The organism is Serratia sp. TSA_105.2, from assembly GCF_052692115.1.
The window spans coordinates 138481-163062 of the sequence record NZ_JBQZFT010000003.1; the positions used below are offsets into that span (position 1 = coordinate 138481).

Below are 24582 nucleotides of genomic sequence, written 5' to 3' on the forward strand. Positions count from 1 at the left end.
TATCGGCCTGTTAACGGACGCCGTGTCGGCGCCAGGTTGTTCAGGTAAATCAATGGAATGGGAACATGCGACTGTTATTGGTTGAAGATCACCCCGAGCTGTCTCACTGGTTGCAAAAGGCGCTGACCGGCGCCGGGTTTGCCGTCGACGTCGCCACGGACGGCGTGGCCGCCGATCATCTGTTGCTCAATGAACGCTATGCGCTGGCGGTGCTGGATGTGGCGCTGCCGCGTTTGAACGGCCTGGATTTGTTGGCGCGCCTGCGCAAGCGCGGGCAGGATCTGCCGGTGCTGCTGCTGACGGCGCGCACCGACGTGGCCGATCGGGTAAAGGGCCTGAATCTGGGGGCGGACGATTATCTCACCAAGCCGTTCGAATTGGACGAGCTGGAAGCGCGTATTCGGGCGCTGCTGCGCCGCAGCGTCGGCGCCGCGCAGCCGGCGTTGCAGTACGGCGCATTGACCTATCACGACGAAGGCTATTTCCTGCTGGAGGGCAAGCCGCTGGCACTGACGCCGCGCGAGCTGGCGGTGTTGACCGCGTTGATGCACCGGCGCGGCCGCCCGGTGGCCAAGCAGCAGCTGTTCGAGCAGGTGTTTACGCTGTCCGACGAGGCCAATCCGGAGAGCATCGAGCTTTACGTGCATCGTTTGCGGAAAAAGCTGCAGGGCAGCGACGTGGCAATCATCACGCTGCGCGGTCTGGGCTACAGCCTGGAGCTGTGCAATGCGGTGGTTTAACGCACCGCGTTCGTTGTTCTATCAACTGCTGCTGTTTTTTGGCCTGCCGCTGGTGGCGTTGGGCGGTATCTCGATCTACACCCACTATTTCAGCGCCATGAGCGCCGCCACCCTGGCTTACGATCGCACGCTGCTGGCGTCGGCGCGCACCGTGGCGGAGCGGCTGGTGGTGCGCGAAGGCAAGCTGGCGGTCGATGTGCCCTATGTGGTGCTCGACAGCTTCGAGCGCAACATGAACGATCAGTTATATTACGAGGTGATTTCGCCGCAGGGAAAAAGCATCTCGGGCTATGACGATTTGCCGTCGTTGCCGCCCCATATCCCGCGTTCCTCGCTCTATCCGGCGCTGGTGCATTTTTACGATGCGGAATACCTCGGCCGGCCGATCCGTGTGGCAGCGCTGTTTCAACCGATCAACGAGTCGGGCGTGAGCGGCATGGCGACCATTCTGGTGGCGGAAACCCTGGAGTCGCGCCGTTACCTGGCGCGGCAGATGATGATCGCGGCCCTGTTGAGCCAGGGCACGGTAGTGGTGTTGACCCTGATTCTGGCGTTCGCGCTGCTCAAGCGGGTGTTGAAACCGATGCGTAAACTCTCCGGCATCATGCTGAGGCGCGATCCGGGCGAGCTGACGCCCTTGCCGCGGGTATTGCCGTGGTCGGAGATGCAGCCGCTGCTGGTGGCGTTCAATCGCTATATCGAACGGCTGCGGCTGATGGTGGCGCGCCAGGAGCGTTTCAGCGCCGACGCTTCGCACCAACTGCGCACGCCGCTGGCGGTGTTGAAGACCCAGGTTGGGGTAGCGTTGGCCAGCGACCGGCCGCAGCAGTGGCGAGAAAGCCTGCAGGCGATGAGCGCGACGCTGGATAATACCGTGGCGCTGACCGACCGCCTGCTGCATCTATCACGTCTGAAGGCCAGCGAGCACCGGGCCGAGCGCCAGCTGCAGCCGGTCAATCTGGCGCAGGTGCTGCGCGACGCCTGCTTTTCCCGCTTGCCGCAGGCGCGCAGTAAACAGATCGATCTCGGGTTTGAAGGCGAGGCGGTGTGCCAGGTGGCGGGGGAACCGCTGCTGTTGGCCGAGCTGTGCGCCAACCTGCTGGACAACGCGCTGAAATACACGCCGCGTCAGGGCGTGGTCACCGCTCGCCTCACTCAGGATCAGGCGGCAGGGGAAGGCGTGCTGGAGATAGAAGACAGCGGCCCCGGCATCGCCTTGCAGGACAAGGCGCTGGCGCTGCAGCCGTTTCACCGGCTGGACAACGTGGGCGATCAGCCGGGCGCCGGCCTGGGGCTGGCGCTGGTGAAGGACATCACCGCGTATCACGGCACCCGCCCGGAGCTGCTGAGCTCCGCCGCGCTGGGCGGCCTGTTGGTGCGGGTGCGTTTCAGGTTGCTGCCTTAAGCCTGTTCTTTGCAGGATTCGACGTCGGCCGCCGGGATTTTGGCTTTACGCGTCAGCGGCGTGCGCAGCCGCTGCGACAGGATAACGCCCAGCAAGGTGATGCCGCCGCCGATCAGGTGGTAACCGTGCAGTTGCTCATGCAGGAACAGCACGGCGATAGCGGCGGTAAACACCGGCGCCAGGTTCATGAAGATCGAGGCGGTGTTGGCGCCCAGGCGCATCACGCCCTGGATCCACAGGAACGGAGCGATAATCGAAGCCGGAATGCCGGCGAACAGCACCAGCGGCAGGTTATGGCCGTTCAAGCCGACATCCTCCGCCATCAGGAAATTAGGCAGCAGCAACAGCACACCGAACAGGATCTGCACGTACAGCGATTGCCAGTTCGGCAGCGCGATGGCCCAGCGTTTGGTCAATACGCCGTACAGCGCGTAAGAGGCGGTGGCGAGCAGCATCATCAATTCCCCCTTGCCGATACCGTGCTGCAGCAGCACGCCGGGCTGACCGCCGCTGACCAGCCAGATCAGGCCGCAGAAGGAGAGTATGCTGCCGAGCAGCACGCCGACGGTCGGCGCAATGCGCAGCAGTACGATGCTGATCAGGATGGTCAGCAGCGGGATCAGCGACACGATGATGCCCATAAACAGCGCGCTGACGCTGTGCGCCGCGTAATAGGCCAGGCTTTGGTACAGCACCATGCCCAGCAAACCGAGGATCATCAGCTTCCACCAGTTGGCGCGCACCTGCGCCCAGTTGCGCAGCACGCCCGGCAACACGAACGGCGTCAGGGCAATCAGCGCCAGCAGCCAGCGGTAGAGCGAGATGGCCGCCGGATCGATGGCGGTGGCGGAGAGTTTACTGACGACGGCGTTAATCGACCAAATCAGCACGGCCAACAGCGGGAAAAGCATATTCATGATAATTATTCTCAATAACGTCCAACATGCTGGCTAGTCTACGCGTGTCCGGTTTATCATATATAGCGATATTCAGACAAAAATCGGCGTAAACAAGACAAATCACGGGACGAAACCATGCCAGAAATCCGCCATTTCCCCGAGTCGCTGATCCCGGCGCCGAAGCCGGTGCAGTTCCGCTGCGAGGAGTTCAACGCGCGCACCGAATTCCAGCCGCACAGCCACACCTGGGGCCAGTTGATGTGGGTCAAAGCCGGGGTGATGGTGCTGCGCATCGGCGGGCAGCGCTTTCTGGCGCCGCCGGAGTTCGTGCTGTGGGCGCCGGCCGGCATCGAACACTCCTGCTATAACCAACGGCTGGCGCAGTGCCGCATGGTGGACATCACGCCAGCGCTGTGTGCCGGCATGCCGGCCGACCCTTGCCTGGTGAGCGTGACGCCAATCTTCCGCGCGATCGCCGAGGATTTCTATGCGCGCAAGCAGTACATTCCGCAGGCGGAGGAGGATTTGCGCCTGTGCCAGGTACTGATCGATCAGCTGCGCCTGTCGCCGCGCCAGCAAACCTATCTGCCGTCGTCGGACGACAAGTTTTTGGCGCCGGTGCTGGAAGCGCTGGAGCATTGTCCGGCGGACAACACCTCGCTGGCGGCGTGGGCGGCTCGGGTCTACACCACCGAGCGCACGCTGTCGCGCCGCTGCCAACAGGATCTGGGCATGTCGTTCAGCGAATGGCGCCAGCGCCTGCGTTTTCTGCACGCCGTGTCGCTGCTCGAGCAGGGCAAGACCGTGCAGGACGTGGCGCTGGACGTCGGCTACAGCTCCGCGTCGGCGTTTATCGTCATGTTCCAGCAGATCGCCGGCACCACCCCTGAGCGCTTTCGCCGTGCCTGATTCGGTGGCACACTATTTCGCAGACAAATAGCCGTAAACCGTCGGAGAACGCAGTGAAAATTCTGGTTGATGAAAATATGCCGTACGCGGCCGAGCTGTTCAGCCGCCTGGGCGACGTGCAGGCAGTGCCGGGCCGCCCGATCCCGCGCGAGGCGCTGGCGGATGCCGATGCGCTGATGGTGCGTTCGGTCACCAAGGTCAATGAAGCGTTGCTGGCCGGCAGCCGCATCGGCTTTGTCGGTACCGCCACCGCCGGCACCGATCACGTCGATGACGCCTGGCTGCAACGGCAGGGCATCGGCTTTTCCGCCGCGCCGGGCTGCAACGCCATTGCGGTGGTCGAGTATGTGTTCTCTGCCTTGATGCTGCTGGCCGAACGCGATGGCTTCCATCTGCGGGATAAAACCGTCGGCATCATCGGCGTGGGCAACGTCGGTTCCCGCCTGGACGCGCGCCTCAAAGCGCTGGGCGTGCGCACGCTGCTGTGCGATCCGCCGCGTGCCGATCGCGGCGACGCCGGGGAGTTTTGGCCGCTGGAGACGCTGGTGGCCGAGGCCGACGTGCTGACCTTCCATACGCCGCTGAATAAATCCGGCCCATACCATTCGCTGCATCTGGCGGACGCCGATCTGTTGGCGGCGCTGCCGGACAAGCGCATTCTGATCAACGCCTGCCGTGGGCCGGTGGTGGATAACGCCGCGTTGTTGCAGGCGCTGGAAAAGGGCAAAAAGCTGAGCACGGTGCTGGACGTGTGGGAACCGGAGCCGGATCTCTCCTTGCCGCTGCTGGCGCGGGTGGATATCGGCACTGCGCACATCGCCGGGTATACGCTGGAAGGCAAGGCGCGCGGCACCACTCAGGTGTTCGAAGCGTTCAGCCGCCATCTGGGGCAGCCGCAGCAGGTGGCGTTGGCCTCGCTGCTGCCGGTGCCGGAGTTCAGCCAGATCCGCCTCAACGGGCCGCTGGATGAAGCGCGGTTAAAACGATTGATGCACTTGGTGTATGATGTGCGCCGCGATGATGCGCCGCTGCGCAAAGTCGCCGGGCAACCGGGCGAATTCGATCGCCTGCGCAAGCACTACCAGGAACGCCGCGAGTGGTCTTCGCTGGCCGTGCAATGCGATGACAGCGCCAGCGCCGAGCTGCTCGGCAAGCTGGGCTTCAGCGTGGCGTAGCGCATAAGGTTGTCTTAAGCCAACGCCGCTACAGTGAGCGGCAAAGATTATCGGGCGGTGGCTGCACTGCCCGTCTGCATTTATGAATGAAATACTCTGGAGAAAACCCGATGTCTGACGGCTGGAATATCGCGCTGCTCGGCGCCACTGGCGCGGTAGGTGAAGCGTTGCTGGAATTGTTGCAGGAACGCCAGTTCCCGGTGGGTGAGCTCTATCCTCTGGCAAGCGAACGCAGCGCGGGCGCCAATGTGCGCTTTAACGGCAAGTCTATTCTGGTGCAAAACGCCGAAGAGTTCGACTGGTCGCAGGCGCAGCTGGCCTTCTTCGTCGCCGGCAGCGAAGCTTCCGCGCGCTATGCCGAAGAAGCCGGCAACATGGGCTGCCTGGTGATCGACACCAGCGGCCTGTTCGCCATGGAGCCGGATGTGCCGCTGGTGGTGCCGGGCGTTAACCCGCAGGTGCTGGCGGATTACCGCAATCGCAATATTGTGGCGGTGGCCGACAGCATGGTCAGCCAGCTGCTGACGGCGATCAAACCGCTGACCGAACAGGCGGGGCTGTCGCGTCTGCACGTCACCACGCTGATGTCGGTATCGTCGCGCGGCAAGGCGGCGGTGGACGACTTGGCAGGCCAGAGCGCGCGCCTGCTGAACGGCATCCCGGCCGAAGAAGGCGTTTTCGGTAAGCAGTTGGCGTTCAACCTGTTGCCGCTGATTGCTGACGAGCAGGGCAGCGTGCGCGAAGAACGCCTGATCGTCGATCAGGTGCGCAAGGTGCTGCAGGATGAAGGGCTGCCGATTTCGGTGAGCTGCGTTCAGTCGCCGGTGTTTTACGGCCACGCGCAGGTGGTGCACCTGGAAGCGCTGCGCCCGCTGTCCGCCGAAGAGGCGCGCAGCGAACTCGAAGAGGTTGAAGACATTCAGCTGAGCGAAGAGGACGATTACCCGACTCAGGTCACCGACGCCTCCGGCAGCGATGCGCTCAGCATCGGTTGTCTGCGTAACGATTACGGTATCCCCGAGCTGCTCCAGTTCTGGACGGTGGCGGACAACGTGCGCTTCGGCGGCGCGTTGATGGCTGTCGAAACCGCCGAGCGTCTGGTGCAGGAGCAGATGTACTGATGTCTGAGGTGGTCTCACCCGCTCAGCCGACGCTGAAGATCGCGCTGGGCATCGAATATGACGGCAGCCGGTACTACGGCTGGCAGCGGCAGCAAGAAGTGGCCAGCGTGCAGCAACGCCTGGAGCAGGCGTTGAGCAAGGTGGCGGATGCGCCGATTAGCGTGCTGTGCGCCGGGCGTACCGACGCCGGGGTGCACGCTACCGGGCAGGTGGTGCATTTCGAAACCACCGCGCGCCGCAAGGACGCCGCCTGGACGATGGGGGTAAACACCCATCTGCCGCCGGATATCGCGGTGCGTTGGGTGAGCCCCGTCGCCGACGATTTTCACGCGCGTTTCAGCGCCACCGCGCGCCGCTACCGCTACATTATTTTCAACCACCGCTACCGGCCGGCGGTGCTGCAACAGGGGGTGACGCATTTTTATCACCCGCTGGACGCCGATCGCATGCATCGGGCGGCGCAGGCGCTGCTGGGCGAGAACGACTTCACTTCGTTCCGCGCGGTGCAGTGTCAGTCGCGCACTCCGTGGCGCTGCGTAAAACACGTTAAGGTTACGCGCTACGGCGAATATATTGTGGTAGATATCAAGGCGAATGCCTTCGTGCATCACATGGTTCGCAACATCGTCGGCAGCCTGATGGAGATCGGCTGCGGCAATCAGGATGAGAACTGGATGGCCGAGTTGCTGGCGCTGAAAGATCGCAACCTGGCGGCGGCGACGGCGCGAGCCGAGGGGCTGTATCTGGTTGCCGTGGATTACCCTGACCACTTTGGTCTACCGCGGCCGCCGATGGGGCCGCTGTTTTTGCCCGACGATTAAACGCCGGCACGCCTGAAAGCGTCGCTCCCTTGTGCTTCTGCCGGGTGACTGAAACACCCGGTATCAATGAGAGAATTTATGGATATCATCAAGTTTATTATTGATTTCATTCTGCATATTGATGTGCACCTGGCCGAACTGGTCGCACAATACGGCATGTGGGTCTACGCTATTCTGTTCCTGATCCTGTTTTGCGAAACCGGTCTGGTGGTGACGCCGTTCCTGCCGGGGGATTCTTTGCTGTTTGTCGCCGGCGCGCTGGCGGCGTTGCCGACCAACGATCTGAACGTGCACACCATGGTGGCGTTGATGGTGGTGGCGGCGATCCTCGGCGATGCGGTGAACTACACTATCGGGCGGTTGTTCGGCGAGAAGCTGTTCAGCAACCCGAATTCGAAAATTTTCCGCCGCAGCTATCTGGACAAGACGCACCAGTTCTATGAGAAACACGGTGGGAAAACGATTATTCTGGCGCGATTCGTGCCGATCGTGCGTACTTTTGCGCCGTTCGTCGCCGGTATGGGGCATATGTCCTATCGCCACTTCGCCGCCTACAACGTGATTGGCGCACTGGTTTGGGTGCTGCTCTTCACTTATGCTGGCTACCTGTTCGGCGATCTGCCGGTGGTGCAGGAGAACCTGAAACTGCTGATCGTGGGGATCATCATCGTTTCGATTCTGCCGGGCGTGATTGAAATTTGGCGCCACAAGCGCGCGGCCGCCCGCCAGCAAAAACAGTAAAAACATCGCTTAACCTGTCGGTTCGACCAGTTTTTTGTCCACAGCGTCGGGCCGATATGGTTTAATGAGCGACATTATGGTCTGTTCCTGCGAACAACCCTGAAGCCGATGCCTCAGTCGCCGCGCTTGCCGCGCCGCGAACGGGCATTTTTTCATTGGGGTGTTTTCGGGGGGATTGTTAAAGCATGAACAGCGGACTGGCGTGTGCCAGGTTCAAACAGAAAGGTCATCGATGAGCTGGATTGAACGAATTCTTAACAAGAGCAATATCACACAAACCCGTAAGGCGAGCATTCCTGAAGGGGTCTGGACCAAATGCGACAGCTGCGGCCAGGTTCTCTACCGCGCCGAGCTGGAGCGTAATCTGGAAGTGTGTCCGAAGTGCGACCACCACATGCGCATGGGCGCGCGCGCGCGCCTGCATACCCTGCTGGACGAAGGCAGCGAAGTGGAACTGGGCAGCGATCTGGAGCCGAAGGACGTTCTGAAATTCAAGGATTCCAAGCGCTATAAAGATCGTCTGGTCGCCGCACAGAAAGCGACCGGCGAGAAAGACGCGCTGGTGGTGATGAAGGGCACGCTGTACGGCATGCCGATCGTCGCGGCCTCCTTCGAATTCGCCTTCATCGGCGGCTCGATGTCTTCCGTGGTCGGCGCGCGCTTCGTGCGTGCGGTTGAGCAGGCGCTGGAGGACAACTGTCCGCTGGTGTGCTTCTCCGCCAGCGGCGGCGCGCGCATGCAGGAAGCGCTGATGTCGCTGATGCAGATGGCGAAAACCAGCGCGGCGTTGGCCAAAATGCAGGAGCGCGGCTTGCCGTACATCTCCGTGCTGACCGACCCGACCATGGGCGGCGTTTCCGCCAGCCTGGCGATGCTGGGCGACATCAACATCGCCGAGCCGAAAGCGCTGATCGGCTTTGCCGGCCCGCGCGTCATCGAGCAGACCGTGCGCGAGAAACTGCCGCCGGGCTTCCAGCGCAGCGAGTTCCTGATCGAAAAAGGCGCGATCGACATGATCGTTCGCCGCCCGGAAATGCGCCAAACGTTGGCGAGCATTCTGTCCAAGCTGACCAACCAGCCGCAGCCGCATTTCGATGAGGCCGCGCCGGTCGTTGAGCCGGAGCCGCAGGCCGACGCCTGAGGCAAAGACAGATCCCGCCCGGGTTCAGCCGCCACTTTGTGGCTAAGTGACGGCTGATGCCCGTTCCCTGCCGGTCGCAGCCCTTCTCGCTGCGGTTTGCAGGTTGGCGGCAGTCACGAAGCGCATCGCCTTTACCGCGGTGAGGGTGGTGCCCTGATGGATTAATGAACCCAAGTTCAGTGATGGGACTCATGCAAAACCACCAAATTCCCCAAGCCACGTCGCCATTGAGCTCGTGGCTTTACTATCTGGAACGTCTGCACAGCCAGGCGATCGAACTCGGCCTTGAGCGCGTACAGCGCGTCGCGGCGAATCTGGATTTACTGACCCCCGCTCCCACGGTGTTCACCGTTGCCGGCACCAACGGCAAAGGCACCACCTGTCGCACCCTCGAAGCCATTCTGCTGGCCGCCGGCCTGCGCGTCGGCGTCTACAGTTCTCCGCATCTGGTGCGCTATACCGAACGCGTGCGCATTCAGGGGGAAGAGTTGAGCGAAGCGGAGCACAGCCGCTCGTTCGCCGCCATTGAGGCCGGCCGCGGCGAAACGTCGCTGACCTATTTCGAATTCGGCACCCTGTCGGCGCTGCAGCTGTTCAAACAGGCGCGGCTCGACGTGGTGATCCTGGAAGTGGGCCTGGGCGGGCGTCTCGACGCGACCAACATCGTCGATCCGAGCGTGGCGGTGATCACCAGCATCGCGCTCGATCATACCGACTGGCTGGGCAACGATCGCGAAAGCATCGGCCGCGAGAAGGCCGGCATTTTCCGCAGCGGCAAGCCGGCGGTGGTGGGCGAACCCGACATGCCGGACAGCATTCGTCAGGTTGCCGAAACGCTGGGCGCGCCGCTGTATCGCCGCGGCGAAGCCTGGAGCTTCAGCGAGCAGGGCGATCGCTGGCAGTGGCAGGGCGGCGACACGCTGCTGACCGATCTGCCGACGCCGAACGTACCGCTGGCCAACGCCGCTACCGCGCTGGCGGCGCTGAACTGCTCTCCGCTGGAAATCGACGAACGCGCGATTTTCACCGGGCTGCAGCAGGCGACGCTGCCGGGGCGTTTCCAGATCGTGCGGCGGGAGCCGACGCTGATCCTCGACGTGGCGCACAACCCGCACGCCGCCGGCTATCTGGCCGGGCGCCTGGCCAAACTGCCGCGTGACGGCGGCAAGGTGCGCGCGGTGGTGGGCATGCTGTCGGACAAGGACATCGCCGGCACGCTGGCCTGCCTCAACGAGCAGGTGGATGAATGGTACTGCGCACCGCTCGACGGGCCGCGCGGCGCCAGCGTCGAACAGCTGGCGCAACATCTGACGGAACCGCGCCACTTTAATGATGTCGAAACTGCCTGGCGGCAGGCTATGCAGGATGCTGATAAACAGGATATTGTGATCGTCTGTGGATCGTTCCACACCGTGGCGCAGGTGATGGCGGCGCTAGACGAGATGCGGGGAGTGTGAGTGGCGAGTAAATTTCAGAACCGACTGGTCGGAACCGTGATTCTGGTGGCGCTGGGGGTAATCATCCTGCCAGGGCTGCTGGACGGCAAAAAGAAGCATTACGAGGATGAATTCGCGGCCATTCCGTTGGTGCCGAAGGCGGGCGACGTCGAGGAGAACGACGTGCTGCCGCCGGTGACACAACCGCTACCGGCGCAGCCGCCGGAAGGGGCGGGCGCGCTGGTCGAGCAGCAGGCGGCCAACGAAGCGGCGGCGCAACAGGCAGTGCGGCAGAGCGCTCAGCAACCGACGCAGGTGGCGCCGCCGCCGGTCGAAACGCGTCCTCAGCCGGTGCCACAGCCTAAGCCGAAACCGGTGGAAACCAAACCGGTGGAAGTGAAACCGAAACCGGTACCGCAACCGAAACCGGTGGAAGTGAAGCCGGCGCCGAAACCGGAACCGAAACCTGAACCGACGCCGAAGCCTGAACCGGCACAGCAGCCGAAACCGGCGGAAGAAAAAGCGCCGGCAGGGCAAGCCTATGTCGTGCAGCTCGGGGCGTTGAAAAACGCCGCCAAGGCGAACGAGATTGTCGCCTCGCTGCGGCTCTCGGGCTATCGCGCCTTTACCGTGCCGTCAACGCCGGTGCAGGGGCAGATCACCCGCATCTACGTCGGCCCGGACGCCTCCAGGCAGAAGCTGCAGGCGGCGCTGCCGTCGCTGAACTCGATCAGCGGGCTGAGCGGGCAGGTGAAACCGTACGGCCGTTAAACCCCGCGGGGGCGCAGCACGATGCGCCCCTGAATTAAGGAGTGGTGGAGAGAACGCGAGAAAAACCGCGCCTTTTACAGGCGAAATCACCTATGTAGGCGCGGCGATTGGGAATTTTTTGATCGCCGCTTTTTATTTGTAACGTGGTAGGAAATCCCCTACGCAAACGTTTTCTTTTTCTGTTAGAATTCGCCGCGAATTGGATGCAGGGGCGATTCATCATTGGAATAGTTCATGGTCTGGATTGATTACGTCATTATAGCGGTGATTGGATTTTCGGCTCTGGTGAGCCTGATCCGAGGGTTTGTTCGCGAAGCATTGTCACTTGTGACATGGGGATGTGCGTTTTTTGTTGCCAGCCATTTCTACTCTTACCTTGCGGTCTATTTCACTCGTTTTGAAGATGAACTGGTGCGAAACGGCATCGCGATCGCGATTTTGTTCATCGCGACCTTGATCGTAGGGGCTATTGTTAACTATGTGATTAGCTCACTGGTAGAGAAAACCGGGTTGTCGGGCACCGACCGGGTGTTGGGCATCTGCTTCGGCGCGCTGCGCGGAGTGTTGATCGTTGCGGCGATCCTGTTCTTCCTGGACACCTTTACCGGCTTTTCACAGAGTGCCGACTGGAAACAGTCGCAGCTCATTCCCCAGTTCAGTTACGTCATCAGGTGGTTCTTTGACTACCTGCAGAGCACGTCGAGTTTCTTGCCGACCCAATTGCCGGGGCGGTAGCGCTGATGAGGAAAAGACAACATGTGCGGTATTGTCGGTATCGCCGGTTTCATGCCGGTAAACCAGTCGATTTATGATGCGCTGACGGTGCTTCAGCACCGTGGCCAGGATGCCGCAGGCATCGTCACCATTGACGCCCACAACGGGTTCCGTTTGCGCAAAGCCAACGGCCTGGTGAAGGATGTGTTTGAGGCGCGCCATATGCAACGCTTGCAGGGCAACATGGGCATTGGCCATGTGCGTTACCCGACGGCCGGCAGCTCGAGCGCCTCTGAGGCCCAGCCTTTCTACGTCAACTCGCCGTTCGGCATTACGCTGGCCCACAACGGTAACCTGACCAACGCCCATGAGCTGCGCCAAAAGCTGTTCGAAAGCGGCCGCCGCCATGTTAACACCACCTCCGACTCGGAAATTCTGCTGAACGTGCTGGCCAGCGAGCTGGACCGTTTCCCGCATTACCCGCTGGAGGCCGACAACATCTTTACCGCGGTCGCCGCCATGCATCAGCAACTGCGCGGCGCTTACGCCTGCGTGGCGATGATCATCGGCCACGGCCTGCTGGCGTTCCGCGATCCGAACGGCATTCGCCCGCTGGTGATCGGCAAGCGCACGCTGGAAGATGGCCGCAGCGAGTACATGGTGGCTTCCGAGAGCGTGGCGCTGGATACCCTGGGCTTTGAGTTCCTGCGCGACGTGGCGCCGGGCGAAGCGGTGTACATCACCACCAAGGGCCAGCTGTTCACCCGCCAGTGCGCAGAGAACCCGAAAACCAACCCGTGCCTGTTCGAATACGTTTATTTCGCGCGCCCGGACTCCTTTATGGACAAGATCTCGGTCTACAGCGCCCGCGTGCGCATGGGCCAGAAGCTGGGCGAGAAGATCGCCCGCGAGTGGGAAGATCTGGACATCGACGTGGTGATCCCGATCCCGGAAACCTCCTGCGACATCGCGCTGGAGATCGCACGCATTCTCGAGAAGCCATATCGCCAGGGCTTCGTGAAGAACCGCTACGTCGGCCGCACCTTTATCATGCCGGGCCAGCAGGCGCGTCGTCAGTCGGTGCGCCGCAAGCTGAACGCCAACCGCGCCGAGTTCCGCGACAAGAACGTGCTGCTGGTGGATGACTCCATCGTGCGCGGCACCACGTCGGAACAGATCGTCGAAATGGCGCGCGAAGCGGGTGCCAAGCGCGTGTACCTGGCTTCCGCCGCGCCGGAAGTGCGTTTCCCGAACGTCTACGGCATCGACATGCCGAGCGCCAACGAACTGATTGCCCACGGGCGTGAAGTGGATGAGATCCGCCAGATCATCGGCGCCGACGGGCTGATTTTCCAGGACCTGGACGACCTGATCGAAGCGGTGCGCGAAGAGAACCCGGACATCACCCAGTTCGAATGCTCGGTGTTCAACGGCATCTACGTGACCAAAGACGTCGACCAAAGCTATCTGGAATACCTGGAGTCGCTGCGCAGCGACGACGCCAAGGCGCTGCGGGTGCAAACCGAAGCGGAAAATCTGGAACTGCACAACGAAGGCTAACCGCCTGCGTTGATCTCTCAAGGTGCATCGCCGCGTCTGCGGCGGTGCGCCTTGCTCCTCCGACTTGCTTATCCCTCGCCATTGCGGCAAAGTCTGCCTGATCTTACTTTTTACGGCAGAGGCCATTTTCCATGAAACGACTCATCATCGGCATTTCCGGCGCCAGCGGCGCTGTCTACGGCGTGCGCCTGTTACAGGTTTTGCGCGACGTCGCAGAGGTGGAAACCCATTTGGTGATGAGCAACGCAGCAAGGCAGACGCTGGCGCTGGAAACGCCGTACAGCCTGCGGGAAGTGCAGGCGCTGGCCGACGTGGTGCACGATGCGCGCGACATCGCCGCCGGCATCTCCTCCGGCTCCTTCAAAACCCTGGGTATGGCGATCCTGCCCTGCTCGATCAAAACCCTGTCCGGCATCGTCAACAGCTACAGCGACGGGCTGCTGACCCGCGCCGCCGACGTGGTGCTCAAAGAGCGCCGCCGTTTGGTGCTGTGCGTGCGGGAAACGCCGCTGCATCTGGGGCACCTGCGGTTGATGACCCAGGCGGCGGAGATGGGCGCGGTGATCATGCCGCCGGTGCCGGCGTTTTACCACCAGCCGAAAAGCGTGGAAGACATCATCGATCAGACCGTCAATCGGGTGATCGATCAGTTTGATATCGAACTGCCGACCGATCTGTTCACCCGCTGGCAGGGTGTCAATTAACAGTTTTATCCCTAAATTGGTACATTTGTGCAACACCGCACTGAATTGGGGCGGAGTATGCACCATAATGATCCCACTTCATCACGCTCACTGTTTCATGGCGCCGCCTTGTCGCGGCTGCCAGTGGCGCGGCCCCGACCGGCCGATTTAATTTTGCGGTTATCGTCCCAGGAAACAGTATTGTGTAGGCCGGAGCCGTTCCCTCCGCCCGTAGCATCGAATGTGGCACGATTACTGCAAATTGATTTGGTGGGGAAAGTAATGCCCGTAGTGGCATCAAAAAAATCAATTTGAGGGTAATTTATGAAAAAGCGGGTTTTGATTTTGCCGTTAGTTCTGGCTTTGAGCGCCGCCAGCAGCGCCTTTGCCGCCATTCCTTCCACGCTGAAGATTGGCACCGATCCGACTTACGCACCGTTTGAATCCAAAAACGCCAAAGGCGAATTGGTCGGCTTTGACATCGATTTGGCCAAAGAGCTGTGCAAACGCATCAATACCCAATGCACCTTCGTGGAGAGCGACTTCGACGCGCTGATCCCATCCCTCAAGGCGAAGAAAATCGACGCCATCATCTCTTCGCTGTCCATCACTGAAAAACGCCAGCAGGAAATCGCCTTTACCGACAAGCTGTATGCCGCTAACGCGCGTCTGATCGCGCCGAAGGGCTCCAAGCTGTTGCCTACAGTGGACGCCCTGAAAGGCAAGAGTGTGGGCGTGTTGCAGGGCACCACCCAGGAAGCCTACGCCAACGCCATGTGGCAGCCGAAGGGCATCACCGTGGTGCCTTACCAGAACCAGGATCTGGTTTATGCCGATCTGGCTTCCGGTCGTATCGACGCCGCCTTCCAGGATGAAGTGGCGGGCAGCGACGGCTTCCTGAAACAGCCGCCGGGCAAAGACTATGCGTTCGCCGGCGAATCGGTGAAGGATGACAAGTTCTTCGGCGTCGGCACCGGCATGGGGCTGCGCAAGACCGATACCGAGCTGAAAGCGGCGCTGGACAAAGCCTTCGCCGAGATGCGTAAAGACGGCACCTACGACAAATACGCGAAAAAGTACTTCGACTTTGACGTCTACGGCGGGTAATCCGCTTCCCGTTCCATGCTGTGACTGCGGGGCCGGTGCGCCGGCCCCGATGGTTCGGATCCTAGACCACAGGGTGAAGTAGATGCTGCAAGGCTATTCCCAACTGATTTTCGAGGGGGCTCTGGTGACGTTGGAGCTGGCCCTCAGTTCCGTGGTGCTGGCGGTGGTGATCGGCCTGATCGGCGCCGGTGGCAAACTGTCCCATAACCCTTTTATCTCCGGTCTGTTCGGCGCCTATACCACGCTGATCCGCGGCGTGCCCGATCTGGTGCTGATGCTGCTGATCTTTTACGGTCTGCAAATCGCGCTGAACAACATCACTACGCTGCTGGGTTTCTCGCAGATCGATATCGATCCGCTCGGCGCAGGCATCATTACCCTCGGCTTTATCTACGGCGCTTATTTTACCGAGACCTTCCGCGGCGCCTATCTGGCGGTGCCGAAAGGGCAGATCGAAGCGGCGACGGCCTACGGCTTCAGCGGCGCGCAGATCTTCCGGCGCATTCTGTTCCCGGCGATGATGCGTTTCGCTTTGCCGGGCATCGGCAACAACTGGCAGGTGATCCTGAAGGCGACGGCGCTGGTGTCGATCCTCGGCCTGAACGACGTGGTAAAAGCCACGCAGCTGGCGGGGAAAGGCACCTATCAACCGTTCTTCTTCGCCATCGTGGCCGGCGTGGTTTACCTGATCTTCACTACCGTTTCCAACGGCGTGCTGCTGTGGCTTGAACGGCGTTACTCACTGGGCGTCAAGAGGGCCGAGCTATGATTGAGATCCTGCAACAGTATTGGCAGTCGCTGCTGTGGAGCGACGGCTACCGCTTCACCGGCGTGGCGGTAACGCTGTGGCTGCTGATCGCCTCGGTGGTGATGGGCGGGCTGCTGGCGATCCCGATGGCGGTGGCGCGAGTCTCTTCCATTCGCTGGGTGCGTTTCCCGGTGTGGCTCTACACCTATGTATTTCGCGGTACGCCGCTGTACGTGCAGCTGCTGGTGTTCTACTCCGGCATGTACAGCCTTGAGATCGTGCGCGGCAGCGAGTTTCTCAATGCGTTTTTCCGCAGCGGGCTCAACTGCACCATCCTGGCACTGACGCTCAACACCTGCGCCTATACCACCGAGATCTTCGCCGGGGCCATCCGCTCGGTGCCGCACGGTGAAATCGAGGCCGCCAACGCCTACGGTTTCTCGCGCTTCAAGATGTATCGCTGCATCATTTTACCTTCGGCGCTGCGCACCGCGCTGCCGGCTTACAGCAACGAAGTGATCCTGATGCTGCACTCCACCGCGCTGGCGTTTACCGCCACCGTGCCGGATCTGCTGAAGATCGCGCGCGACATCAACGCCGCGACCTATCAGCCGTTCTACGCTTTCGGCATCGCGGCGGTGCTGTACCTGATCATCTCCTACGTGTTAATCAGCCTGTTCCGCAAAGCTGAAAAACGCTGGATGGCACACGTTAGTCACTGATAAATGACGGGAAGAAAAACCATGTCTGAGAATAAATTAGCCGTCACCGAACTGCACAAACGCTATGGCGACCACGAAGTGCTGAAGGGCGTCTCGCTGGCGGCCAACGCCGGGGATGTGATCAGCATCATCGGCTCCTCCGGCTCCGGCAAAAGCACCTTTCTGCGCTGCATCAACTTCCTCGAGAAGCCGAGCGAAGGCTCGATCAGCCTGAACAACGAAGACATTCGCATGGTGCGCGACAAAGACGGCCAGCTGAAGGTGTTCGACAAGAAGCAGTTGCAGCTGCTGCGCACCCGCCTGACCATGGTGTTCCAGCATTTCAATCTGTGGAGCCACATGACGGTGCTGGAGAACGTGATGGAGGCGCCGGTGCAGGTGCTGGGGCTGAGCAAGGCCGACGCGCACGAGCGCGCGGTTCGCTATCTGGATAAGGTGGGCATCGATGAGCGGGCGCGCGGCAAATACCCGGTGCACCTGTCGGGCGGCCAGCAGCAGCGCGTTTCTATCGCCCGCGCGTTGGCGATGGAGCCGGAAGTGCTGCTGTTTGACGAACCGACGTCGGCGCTGGATCCCGAGCTGGTGGGCGAGGTGCTGCGCATCATGCAGAAGCTGGCGGAGGAGGGGAAAACCATGGTGGTGGTGACGCACGAAATGGAGTTTGCGCGCCACGTTTCCAACCACGTGATTTTCCTGCACAAAGGATTGATTGAAGAGCAGGGGCCGCCTGCCGAGCTGTTCGGCAACCCCAAAAGCCCGCGCCTGCAGCAGTTCCTGTCCGGCGCGTTGAAGTAACTTCAGATCAGCGGGCTTCGGCCCGCTGATTAATCACGTCATCCAGCGCCTGTTCCAACTCCAGATAGCGGAAGTGGAAGCCGGCCTCCTCCAGCCGCTTCGGCACCGCCCGCTGGCCACCGAGCACCAGCACCGCCGCTTCCCCCATCAACAAACGCATGACAAACGCCGGCATCCGCAGAAACGCCGGGCGATCGAGCACGTTGGCCAATTGGGCGGCGAACTGCTCGTTATGCACCGGGTAGGGAGCGACCATGTTGAACGGGCCGGTCAGAGTGGCGTGATCCAGCAGATAAATAATGCCGTTGACCATGTCTTCGAGATGGATCCACGGCAGGTATTGGCGGCCGTCGCCGATCGGGCCGCCCAGCCCGAAGCGGAACGGCGGCAGCATTTTAGCCAGCGCGCCGCCCTGTGGCGCCAGCACCACGCCGGTGCGCAGCAGGCAGACCCGGGTGGCGTCGCTCTGTGCCTGCAGCGCCAGCGCTTCCCAGCGTTGGCACAGCTGGTGGGTGAATTCGTCGTGCGGCGGCTCCTCTTCGGTGACCACCGCCTGCCCCTGGTCGCCGTAGTAGCCGACGGCGGAACCGGAAATCAGCACGCCGGGCGGCGTGCTGCCGGCCTTGATAAGCTGCGCCAACCGCTCGGTCAGATCCCAGCGGCTATGGCACAGCCGCTGTTTCTGCTGCGCGCTCCAGCGCTTGTCGGCGATAGGTTCGCCGGCCAAATTGATCACCGCATCGAAGTCATCCAGCGACTGCCGGTCGTCCAGCGTTTGCCAATAGCTCGGCTGGTCGCCCAGCCTGGCTCGGGCTCGCCGTTCGTCTCGCGTCAGCACCGTAATGTGGTGAGAAAGCGCCAGCAGCCTGGCCGTCAGGCTGCTGCCTATCAATCCCGTTGCGCCGGTGATCAGGATCCGCATGGTCGACCTCCCTGAGTTAGTCCCGGCGGTAGCTCATGGTCATGGAGACCGAATCGGCATAGCGCAGGGCCAGAAGTTTATCTATCTCCACTTCAGCATAGGTCACCCAGGCATGTTCTTTTACGATATCGAGCACATCCTGCGTTAATTTTTCCAGCAGCGCGAAGCGGTTATCTTCCACATGGCGGATGATCGCTTTGGTGATGGTGCGGTAGTTGAGCGCGTCGGCGATGTCTTCGCTGTTGCGCGCCTTGTCCGCCGGGTAGTGGATCGCCACGTTGATCAGGACGTCCTGTCGGTTGTTGATTTCCTCTTCCTTGATACCGATGAACGTGCGCAACCGCAGATTTTTAATGCGAATAACGGCGTCGGGTTGACTGAAAGACATCAGAGATTCTCCATAGGTCTGATTATTGGCGTTCAGAATACACGGAAAGTAGGGAAATGATAACGCAGGGGCGATGTGACTCCCCGGCGGCGGGGAGTCGGGGAGCGGGGTTAGCCCTGTTCGGCCAGCTTATAGGCGCGCTCGGTCGCCGGGCGGTTGTTGATGCGCTCGAACCAGTTGCGCACCGCCGGGTAATCCGCCAGATCGATGCGCTGGCGCGGATGCGACACCACCCACGGGTAGGTGGCGATATCGGCGATGCTGTAGTTGTCGCCGCCCAGGTACGGGTGCTTTTGCAGCTCGGCTTCCAGCACGCCATACAGCCGCTTGGTTTCCAGCTGGTAGCGCTCGATGGCGTAAGGCACCGGCTGCGGCGCGTAGTGGTTGAAGTGGTGATTCTGCCCGAGCATCGGCCCGAACCCGGCCACCTGCCAGAACAGCCACTGCAGGGTGGCGGCGCGCTCGCGCAGGCCCTTGCTCAACAGCTTGCCGGTTTTCTCCGCCAGATACAGCAGGATTTCCCCGGACTCGAACAGGCTGATTGGCGCGCCGCCGTCCACCGGTTGCTGATCGACGATCGCCGGGATTTTGTTGTTGGGAGAAATGCTCAGAAAGTCCGGTTTGTACTGCTCGCCGGCGCTGATGTTTACGCGATGGATACGGTAGGGTAAGCCGACCTCTTCCAAAAACAAGGTGATCTTGTGACCATTGGGAGTAGGCGCGTAATACAGGTCAATCATGTTGCCTCCTGCGGTAAGGTGATCTGTAATTCATTACACGTTGCTGCGGTCTTCGCCGCGCACAAAGGTATATCAGAGATCCAACAATAGCAGCTAAGGATAGCAGGCTATGTGGGATTCGTCCGATGCTATCTGCGCGGTTGGATCACAATTCTCCACCGGGGCGGGCGGCGGTTTGCCGCACGGCGCCGTCGCGGTAAAATGGCGCTTATTTCCCTCTATAGGACAAGGTTATGAAGCTGATGTTCGCCTCGGATATTCACGGATCGCTGCCGGCCACCGAACGCGTGCTGGAATTGTTCGCACAAAACGGCGCCGACTGGCTGATTCTTCTGGGTGATTTGCTGAATCACGGCCCGCGCAACGCGCTGCCGGCCGGGTATCAGCCCGCTCAGGTTGCCGAACGATTGAATCGCTATAGCGACAAGATCATCGCCGTTCGCGGCAATTGCGACAGCGAGGTCGATCAGATGCTGCTGACGTTTCCCATCGAGGCGCCCTGGCAACAGGTTTTACTGCAAAAAAGACGATTGTTTTTGACCCACGGTCACCTTTATCATCCCTCGGCACTGCCGCCGTTATCCCGCGGTGACGTCCTGGCCTACGGCCATACGCATCTGCCGCAGGCGGAGCGGCAGGGTGAGATCTATTGCTTCAATCCGGGCTCGGTCAGCATTCCCAAAGGGGGCTTTCCGGCCAGCTACGGCATGTTGGATCGGGGCACTTTGCGCGTGCTGACGCTCGACGACGGCAAGGTCGTCGCGGAAGTGGCGTTAACACGCTAAACGCACTAATTTATACACACACAATAAAAATCTTTGAAAAACACTCATTGATTAACCAGCGCGCGGGATGCATCGCGCCAAAATAGAAGGTTTTAGAGGATGGCGGAACAGGGTCAGGCTGCAGATACCGAATGGGTTGATATCGTCGACGAGCAAAACGAGGTGATCGCGCAATCCAGTCGTCAACAGATGCGGGCGGAGCGGCTGCGTCATCGTGCTACCTATATTGTGGTGCATGATGGGATGGGAAAAATTCTGGTGCAGCGTCGCACCGAGATCAAGGACTTCTACCCGGGCTGGTTGGACGCGACGGCGGGTGGCGTAGTGCAAAGCGGTGAAAACGTGCTGGACTCGGCGCGCCGCGAGGCGGAAGAAGAGCTGGGTATCGCCGGCGTGCCTTTCGCCGAACACGGTCTGTTCTATTTCGAAGAAGAGCAGTGCCGGGTGTGGGGCGCGCTGTTCAGCTGCGTTTCGCACGGCCCGTTCGCGCTGCAGGAAGAAGAAGTGGCCGAGGTGTGCTGGCTGACGCCGGAAGAGATCACCGCGCGCTGCGACGAGTTTACCCCGGATTCGCTGAAGGCGCTGTCGCTGTGGCTGACGCGCAACAACGAGCAGGATTACGGTAAGCCGCTCGACAACCACTGAGACGCCAACGCGTGAGAAAGCCGGTCATCGACCGGCTTTTTTTATGGCGCGGATTCAGCAGCTGTCGCGGCGGCACAGCGTGGCGGGCAGGGAGCCTGCCGGCAGCCAGGGCTGCTCGTTCAGGCGCGCCAGCAGCGCCTGGCCGGCCTGAATGCCGATGTCGCGATGCGGAATGGTCATGGTGGTCAGCGGCGGCTGGCAGACCCGGCTGAACTCGCTGTTGCCGAACCCCACCACCGCCAGATTGTCCGGCACCTTGATGCGCCGCCGCTGGCATTCATACAGCGCGCCGCCGGCCAGTTCGTCCGAGGCGCACACCAGCGCGTCCAGCTCCGGCCAGGCCAGCAGGAATTCCGGCAGCTGCTGCGCGCCGGTGCTGAAGCTGGCGGGCTGCGCGGCGTTGATCACCCGATGCGGCGACATATGGTTGCGCAGCAGCGCCTTGTGCCAGCCCTGCAGGTGCTGCTGGAAGATCCACTGTTCCTGGTTGGCGCACAGCAGCCCGATGTTCTGATAGCCGCTGGCGATCACCGTTTGCGTCAGCTGATACATGGCCGCCACGTAGTCGATGCCGATGCTCATGTCGATCGGATCGGCGCGCACGGCGCCGATCTCCACCACCGGAATGTTGGCGGCGATCAGCGCGTTACGGGCATTTTGCGAATGCTCGACGCTGAGCAGCACCGCCGCCGCCAGGTTGTAAGAGAGCAGGGTCTCCAGCAATTTCTCTTCGCGTTCGAGGTGATGCTGCGACTCCGCCAGCATGATGTGATAACCGGCCGGCTGCAGCACTTTCTGCAGACCGGCGAACATCTCGGCGCAGCCGGATTCGGACAGGCTGGGCACCACCATGGCGATGGTGTAGGACGAGGCCGACGCCAGCGAACTGGCGGCCAGGTTGGGCAGATACCCCAGTTCGCTCACCGCGGCTTCAATCTTCTCGCGCAGTTTGTCTGATACCTGCTCCGGCGTGCGCAGCGCGCGCGACACCGTCATGGTGCCGACGCCCGCCAGCTGCGCTACGTCAGCCAACGTCACCCTGCCCGTGCTGCGTCGTTTTTTACCGATCGACATGCCTAATCCCGACTGAAATGCGCGCGCGGCGCATAAAAATGGTGAGGGCGGGAAGCCGACGGCGCGGCTTCGACGATCCCCGTATGCGGCACATTCTACCCCGTTACCCGAAATAGCGAGAAAAAATTGTGGTTAACGCCATGCCGCGGCGCGGCGTTTTGATAGCGCTATCACAGATCTGCATGATAGCGCTTTGGTAGCGCTATCTTTGTGATATCCATCACTGTGTGGCCGGGAGGGGTTGATTAAAGTTTTAGCGTCACCGGTGAATTAATCACCGGCCGAAACCATCACCTTTAGGAGGGTAACGTGCTGAAAGAGTGGCTGACCGCCGATCATATACAGCTGTGCGAACGGGTGGAGGACTGGCGCCAGGCGGTAACGCTGAGCGCGCAGCCGCTGCTGCAAGACGGCGTGATCACGCCGAATTATCTGACGGCCATCTTTCATCAGCAGGAGAAGCTCGGGCCTTACTTTGTCCTGGCGCCCGGCATCGCTATGCCGCACGCCCGGCCCGAGGAGGGCGCCAACGCGCTGGGGTTATCGCTGTTGAAGATCCATCAGGGGGTGAACTTTCATTCCGCGGATAACGATCCGGTTCAGGTGGTGGTGATGCTTTCGGCGCCCGACGGCGACAGCCACATTGAATTGATTTCGCAACTGGCGGAATTATTTTCAGACAATCAGGCCATGGAGGCGTTATTTCATGCCAAAGATAAACGGCAAATCGAGGATATTATCGCCCGCTATTAACGCTTAATCACCAGGAACACTATTAATGCTAACAACGCCGGGAATATGACCGGCGGCGCTACCCTACACGCTAAATTCAACAGGTGGATATTATGAAAATCATGGCGATTTGCGGTTCCGGTCTCGGCAGCAGTTTTATGGTGGAAATGAACATTAAAAAGGTGCTGAAAAAGATGGGGGTGGAGGCCGAGGTCGAACACTCCGATCTGTCGTCCGCCACTCCCGGCGCCGCCGACGTGTTCGTGATGGCGAAAGACATCGCCGACAGCGCCAGCGTACCGGCCGAGCAGCTGGTGGTGATCAGCAACATCATCGACATTAATGAGCTGGAAGCCAAGCTGCGCGCTTACTTCGAAGCCCACTCAATCATCTGAATAAAACGATTGGCGAGGTGGATATGTTTATCCAGGAAACGCTTAAGTTTGTGGTAGATATATTAAAGGTGCCTTCGGTACTGGTCGGGCTTATTGCGCTGATCGGTTTGCTGGCGCAAAAGAAATCGTTTTCCGACGTGGTGAAAGGCACGGTAAAAACCATTCTCGGCTTTATCGTTTTGGGCGGCGGCGCCACGGTATTGGTCGGATCGCTCAATCCGCTGGGCGGCATGTTCGAACACGCGTTCAATATTCAGGGCATCATTCCGAATAACGAAGCCATTGTCTCCATCGCGCTGGAGAAATACGGCGCCTCCACCGCGCTGATCATGGCGTTCGGCATGGTGGCGAATATCGTGGTGGCGCGCTTCACCCGGCTGAAATACATCTTCCTGACCGGCCACCACACCTTCTACATGGCCTGCATGATCGGCATCATCCTGACGGTGGCGGGCTTCGAGGGCGTGCAGCTGGTGTTTACCGGCGCGCTGACCCTGGGGCTGGTGATGGCGTTCTTCCCGGCGATCGCCCAACGCTATATGCGCCGCATCACCGGCAATGACGATATCGCCTTCGGCCACTTCGGCACACTGGGCTACGTGCTGTCCGGCTGGATCGGTTCGAAGGTGGGTAAAAACTCGCGCTCGACCGAAGAGATGAACCTGCCGAAAAACCTCAGCTTCCTGCGCGACAGCTCCATTTCGATCTCGATGACCATGATCGTCATCTACCTGATCCTGGCGATCTGCGCCGGGCGGGCCTATGTGGAAAGCGAGCTCAGCGGCGGCCAGAACTACCTGGTGTATTCGATCATTCAGGCCATCACCTTCGCCGCCGGGGTGTTCATCATCCTGCAAGGCGTGCGCCTGATTCTGGCGGAAATCGTGCCGGCGTTCACCGGCTTCTCGGAAAAGCTGGTGCCTAACGCGCGGCCGGCGCTGGATTGCCCGGTGGTCTATCCCTATGCCCCCAACGCGGTGCTGATCGGCTTCCTGTTCAGCTTCCTTGGCGGATTGGCCGGGCTGTTCCTGCTGGGGCAGCTGAAGATGGTGCTGATCCTGCCCGGCGTAGTGCCGCACTTCTTCACCGGCGCTACCGCCGGGGTGTTCGGCAACGCCACCGGCGGGCGGCGTGGCGCGATGCTGGGCGCCTTCGCCAACGGGCTGCTGATCACCTTCCTGCCGGTATTGCTGCTGCCGGTGCTGGGGGCGCTGGGCTTTGCCAACACCACCTTCTCCGACGCCGACTTTGGCGTGATCGGCATCCTGCTGGGCAATATGGCGCGCTTTATGTCGAAGGAGATGATCATGCTGGCGATCGTCGCCGTGTTCGCGCTGCTGGTGGCGCATAACTTCCTGGGAAAACGCAAAGGCGCGCCGGCCGCTGATCGCGTCGAGAAATAACGAGGGCAGA

Annotated in this window: 27 protein-coding genes; 22 read left to right on the forward strand and 5 right to left on the reverse strand. The window is 61.0% G+C overall.

The features are described 5' to 3' along the window. Positions 1-65: 65 nt before the first annotated feature. Positions 66-740, forward strand: coding sequence for a transcriptional regulator TctD (gene tctD, locus ACUTSC_RS11770; protein WP_197768179.1), 675 nt, complete (start codon positions 66-68; stop codon positions 738-740). Further along, on the forward strand, positions 727-2145 hold the full coding sequence (locus ACUTSC_RS11775; RefSeq protein ID WP_197768178.1) for a sensor histidine kinase N-terminal domain-containing protein: 1419 nt from the start codon (positions 727-729) through the stop codon (positions 2143-2145). The genes tctD and ACUTSC_RS11775 overlap by 14 nt, the downstream gene beginning before the upstream one ends. Here ACUTSC_RS11775 and ACUTSC_RS11780 read toward each other — a convergent pair. Beyond that, on the reverse strand, positions 2142-3062 hold the full coding sequence (locus ACUTSC_RS11780; RefSeq protein WP_197773379.1) for an EamA family transporter: 921 nt from the start codon (positions 3060-3062) through the stop codon (positions 2142-2144). The genes ACUTSC_RS11775 and ACUTSC_RS11780 overlap by 4 nt on opposite strands. A 117-nt stretch (positions 3063-3179) precedes the next feature. On the opposite strand from ACUTSC_RS11780, the gene ACUTSC_RS11785 reads away from it, so the two are divergent. The 15 genes from ACUTSC_RS11785 (at position 3180) to hisP (ending at position 17488) form a co-directional block, all read left to right on the forward strand. After that, entirely contained in the window at positions 3180-3953 is a 774-nt protein-coding gene (locus tag ACUTSC_RS11785) for an AraC family transcriptional regulator (RefSeq protein ID WP_063988970.1), read from the forward strand. A 53-nt stretch (positions 3954-4006) separates the two neighbouring features. Continuing rightward, on the forward strand, positions 4007-5128 hold the full coding sequence (gene pdxB, locus ACUTSC_RS11790; RefSeq protein ID WP_197768176.1) for a 4-phosphoerythronate dehydrogenase PdxB: 1122 nt from the start codon (positions 4007-4009) through the stop codon (positions 5126-5128). A gap of 110 nt (positions 5129-5238) precedes the next feature. Beyond that, positions 5239-6249: an aspartate-semialdehyde dehydrogenase gene (locus ACUTSC_RS11795; protein WP_063919787.1), complete on the forward strand. Its 1011-nt coding sequence runs from the start codon at positions 5239-5241 to the stop codon at positions 6247-6249. Next, complete coding sequence (truA, locus tag ACUTSC_RS11800; RefSeq protein WP_033635351.1) at positions 6249-7070, forward strand: tRNA pseudouridine(38-40) synthase TruA; 822 nt, start codon at positions 6249-6251, stop codon at positions 7068-7070. The genes ACUTSC_RS11795 and truA overlap by 1 nt, the downstream gene beginning before the upstream one ends. A 78-nt stretch (positions 7071-7148) precedes the next feature. Next, positions 7149-7811 (forward strand): DedA family protein, encoded by a 663-nt coding sequence (locus tag ACUTSC_RS11805; RefSeq protein WP_019453745.1) that lies wholly within the window; start codon positions 7149-7151, stop codon positions 7809-7811. A gap of 232 nt (positions 7812-8043) precedes the next feature. Then, positions 8044-8952 carry an acetyl-CoA carboxylase, carboxyltransferase subunit beta gene (accD, locus tag ACUTSC_RS11810; RefSeq protein ID WP_063988974.1) on the forward strand — a complete coding sequence of 303 codons (909 nt, stop codon included), beginning with the start codon at positions 8044-8046 and terminating at the stop codon, positions 8950-8952. Positions 8953-9143: 191 nt separating this feature from the next. Beyond that, positions 9144-10409, forward strand: coding sequence for a bifunctional tetrahydrofolate synthase/dihydrofolate synthase (gene folC / locus ACUTSC_RS11815; protein ID WP_197768174.1), 1266 nt, complete (start codon positions 9144-9146; stop codon positions 10407-10409). Next, positions 10410-11159, forward strand: a complete 750-nt coding sequence (gene dedD / locus ACUTSC_RS11820) for a cell division protein DedD (protein WP_197768173.1) — start codon at positions 10410-10412, stop codon at positions 11157-11159. Positions 11160-11393: 234 nt separating this feature from the next. Then, positions 11394-11894: a colicin V production protein gene (gene cvpA / locus ACUTSC_RS11825; RefSeq protein ID WP_004936119.1), complete on the forward strand. Its 501-nt coding sequence runs from the start codon at positions 11394-11396 to the stop codon at positions 11892-11894. 21 nt (positions 11895-11915) lie between these two features. Beyond that, positions 11916-13433, forward strand: a complete 1518-nt coding sequence (gene purF, locus ACUTSC_RS11830; protein ID WP_019453742.1) for an amidophosphoribosyltransferase — start codon at positions 11916-11918, stop codon at positions 13431-13433. Between the two features lie 131 nt (positions 13434-13564). Further along, a complete protein-coding gene (locus ACUTSC_RS11835) occupies positions 13565-14137 on the forward strand; it encodes a UbiX family flavin prenyltransferase (protein ID WP_142110274.1) in 573 nt (190 codons plus the stop codon). Positions 14138-14440: 303 nt separating this feature from the next. After that, entirely contained in the window at positions 14441-15223 is a 783-nt protein-coding gene (gene hisJ, locus ACUTSC_RS11840; protein WP_004936109.1) for a histidine ABC transporter substrate-binding protein HisJ, read from the forward strand. A gap of 82 nt (positions 15224-15305) precedes the next feature. Further along, complete coding sequence (locus tag ACUTSC_RS11845; RefSeq protein WP_060420026.1) at positions 15306-15992, forward strand: histidine ABC transporter permease HisQ; 687 nt, start codon at positions 15306-15308, stop codon at positions 15990-15992. After that, complete coding sequence (locus tag ACUTSC_RS11850) at positions 15989-16693, forward strand: ABC transporter permease (protein WP_033635343.1); 705 nt, start codon at positions 15989-15991, stop codon at positions 16691-16693. The genes ACUTSC_RS11845 and ACUTSC_RS11850 overlap by 4 nt, the downstream gene beginning before the upstream one ends. 21 nt (positions 16694-16714) lie before the next feature. Continuing rightward, positions 16715-17488, forward strand: coding sequence for a histidine ABC transporter ATP-binding protein HisP (hisP, locus tag ACUTSC_RS11855; RefSeq protein WP_004936098.1), 774 nt, complete (start codon positions 16715-16717; stop codon positions 17486-17488). 7 nt (positions 17489-17495) lie between these two features. On the opposite strand, the gene ACUTSC_RS11860 is transcribed toward hisP, so the two are convergent. The 3 genes from ACUTSC_RS11860 to yfcG form a co-directional block, all read right to left on the reverse strand. Then, positions 17496-18410: a TIGR01777 family oxidoreductase gene (locus ACUTSC_RS11860; protein ID WP_197768172.1), complete on the reverse strand. Its 915-nt coding sequence runs from the start codon at positions 18408-18410 to the stop codon at positions 17496-17498. Between the two features lie 16 nt (positions 18411-18426). Continuing rightward, the gene (gene folX / locus ACUTSC_RS11865) at positions 18427-18798 is read right to left on the reverse strand and encodes a dihydroneopterin triphosphate 2'-epimerase (protein ID WP_063988979.1); all 372 of its coding nucleotides are present in this window, start codon (positions 18796-18798) and stop codon (positions 18427-18429) included. Between the two features lie 110 nt (positions 18799-18908). After that, positions 18909-19538, reverse strand: coding sequence for a GSH-dependent disulfide bond oxidoreductase (gene yfcG, locus ACUTSC_RS11870; protein ID WP_063988980.1), 630 nt, complete (start codon positions 19536-19538; stop codon positions 18909-18911). A 233-nt stretch (positions 19539-19771) separates the two neighbouring features. On the opposite strand from yfcG, the gene yfcE reads away from it, so the two are divergent. Together yfcE and yfcD are read left to right on the forward strand one after the other, a co-directional pair. Next, entirely contained in the window at positions 19772-20323 is a 552-nt protein-coding gene (gene yfcE / locus ACUTSC_RS11875; protein ID WP_033635338.1) for a phosphodiesterase, read from the forward strand. Positions 20324-20422: 99 nt separating this feature from the next. Beyond that, complete coding sequence (yfcD, locus tag ACUTSC_RS11880) at positions 20423-20968, forward strand: NUDIX hydrolase YfcD (protein ID WP_004936086.1); 546 nt, start codon at positions 20423-20425, stop codon at positions 20966-20968. Positions 20969-21022: 54 nt separating this feature from the next. On the opposite strand, the gene ACUTSC_RS11885 is transcribed toward yfcD, so the two are convergent. Beyond that, positions 21023-22042 (reverse strand): LacI family DNA-binding transcriptional regulator, encoded by a 1020-nt coding sequence (locus ACUTSC_RS11885; protein ID WP_038876425.1) that lies wholly within the window; start codon positions 22040-22042, stop codon positions 21023-21025. A 309-nt stretch (positions 22043-22351) separates the two neighbouring features. On the opposite strand from ACUTSC_RS11885, the gene ACUTSC_RS11890 reads away from it, so the two are divergent. The 3 genes from ACUTSC_RS11890 to ACUTSC_RS11900 all read left to right on the forward strand — a co-directional run bounded on the left by ACUTSC_RS11890 (position 22352) and on the right by ACUTSC_RS11900 (position 24572). After that, positions 22352-22795 carry a PTS sugar transporter subunit IIA gene (locus ACUTSC_RS11890; protein ID WP_038876423.1) on the forward strand — a complete coding sequence of 148 codons (444 nt, stop codon included), beginning with the start codon at positions 22352-22354 and terminating at the stop codon, positions 22793-22795. 92 nt (positions 22796-22887) lie between these two features. Further along, positions 22888-23169, forward strand: a complete 282-nt coding sequence (locus ACUTSC_RS11895; RefSeq protein ID WP_025303676.1) for a PTS sugar transporter subunit IIB — start codon at positions 22888-22890, stop codon at positions 23167-23169. A gap of 23 nt (positions 23170-23192) precedes the next feature. Continuing rightward, the gene (locus tag ACUTSC_RS11900) at positions 23193-24572 is read left to right on the forward strand and encodes a PTS ascorbate transporter subunit IIC (protein ID WP_043140091.1); all 1380 of its coding nucleotides are present in this window, start codon (positions 23193-23195) and stop codon (positions 24570-24572) included. Positions 24573-24582 lie beyond the last annotated feature (10 nt).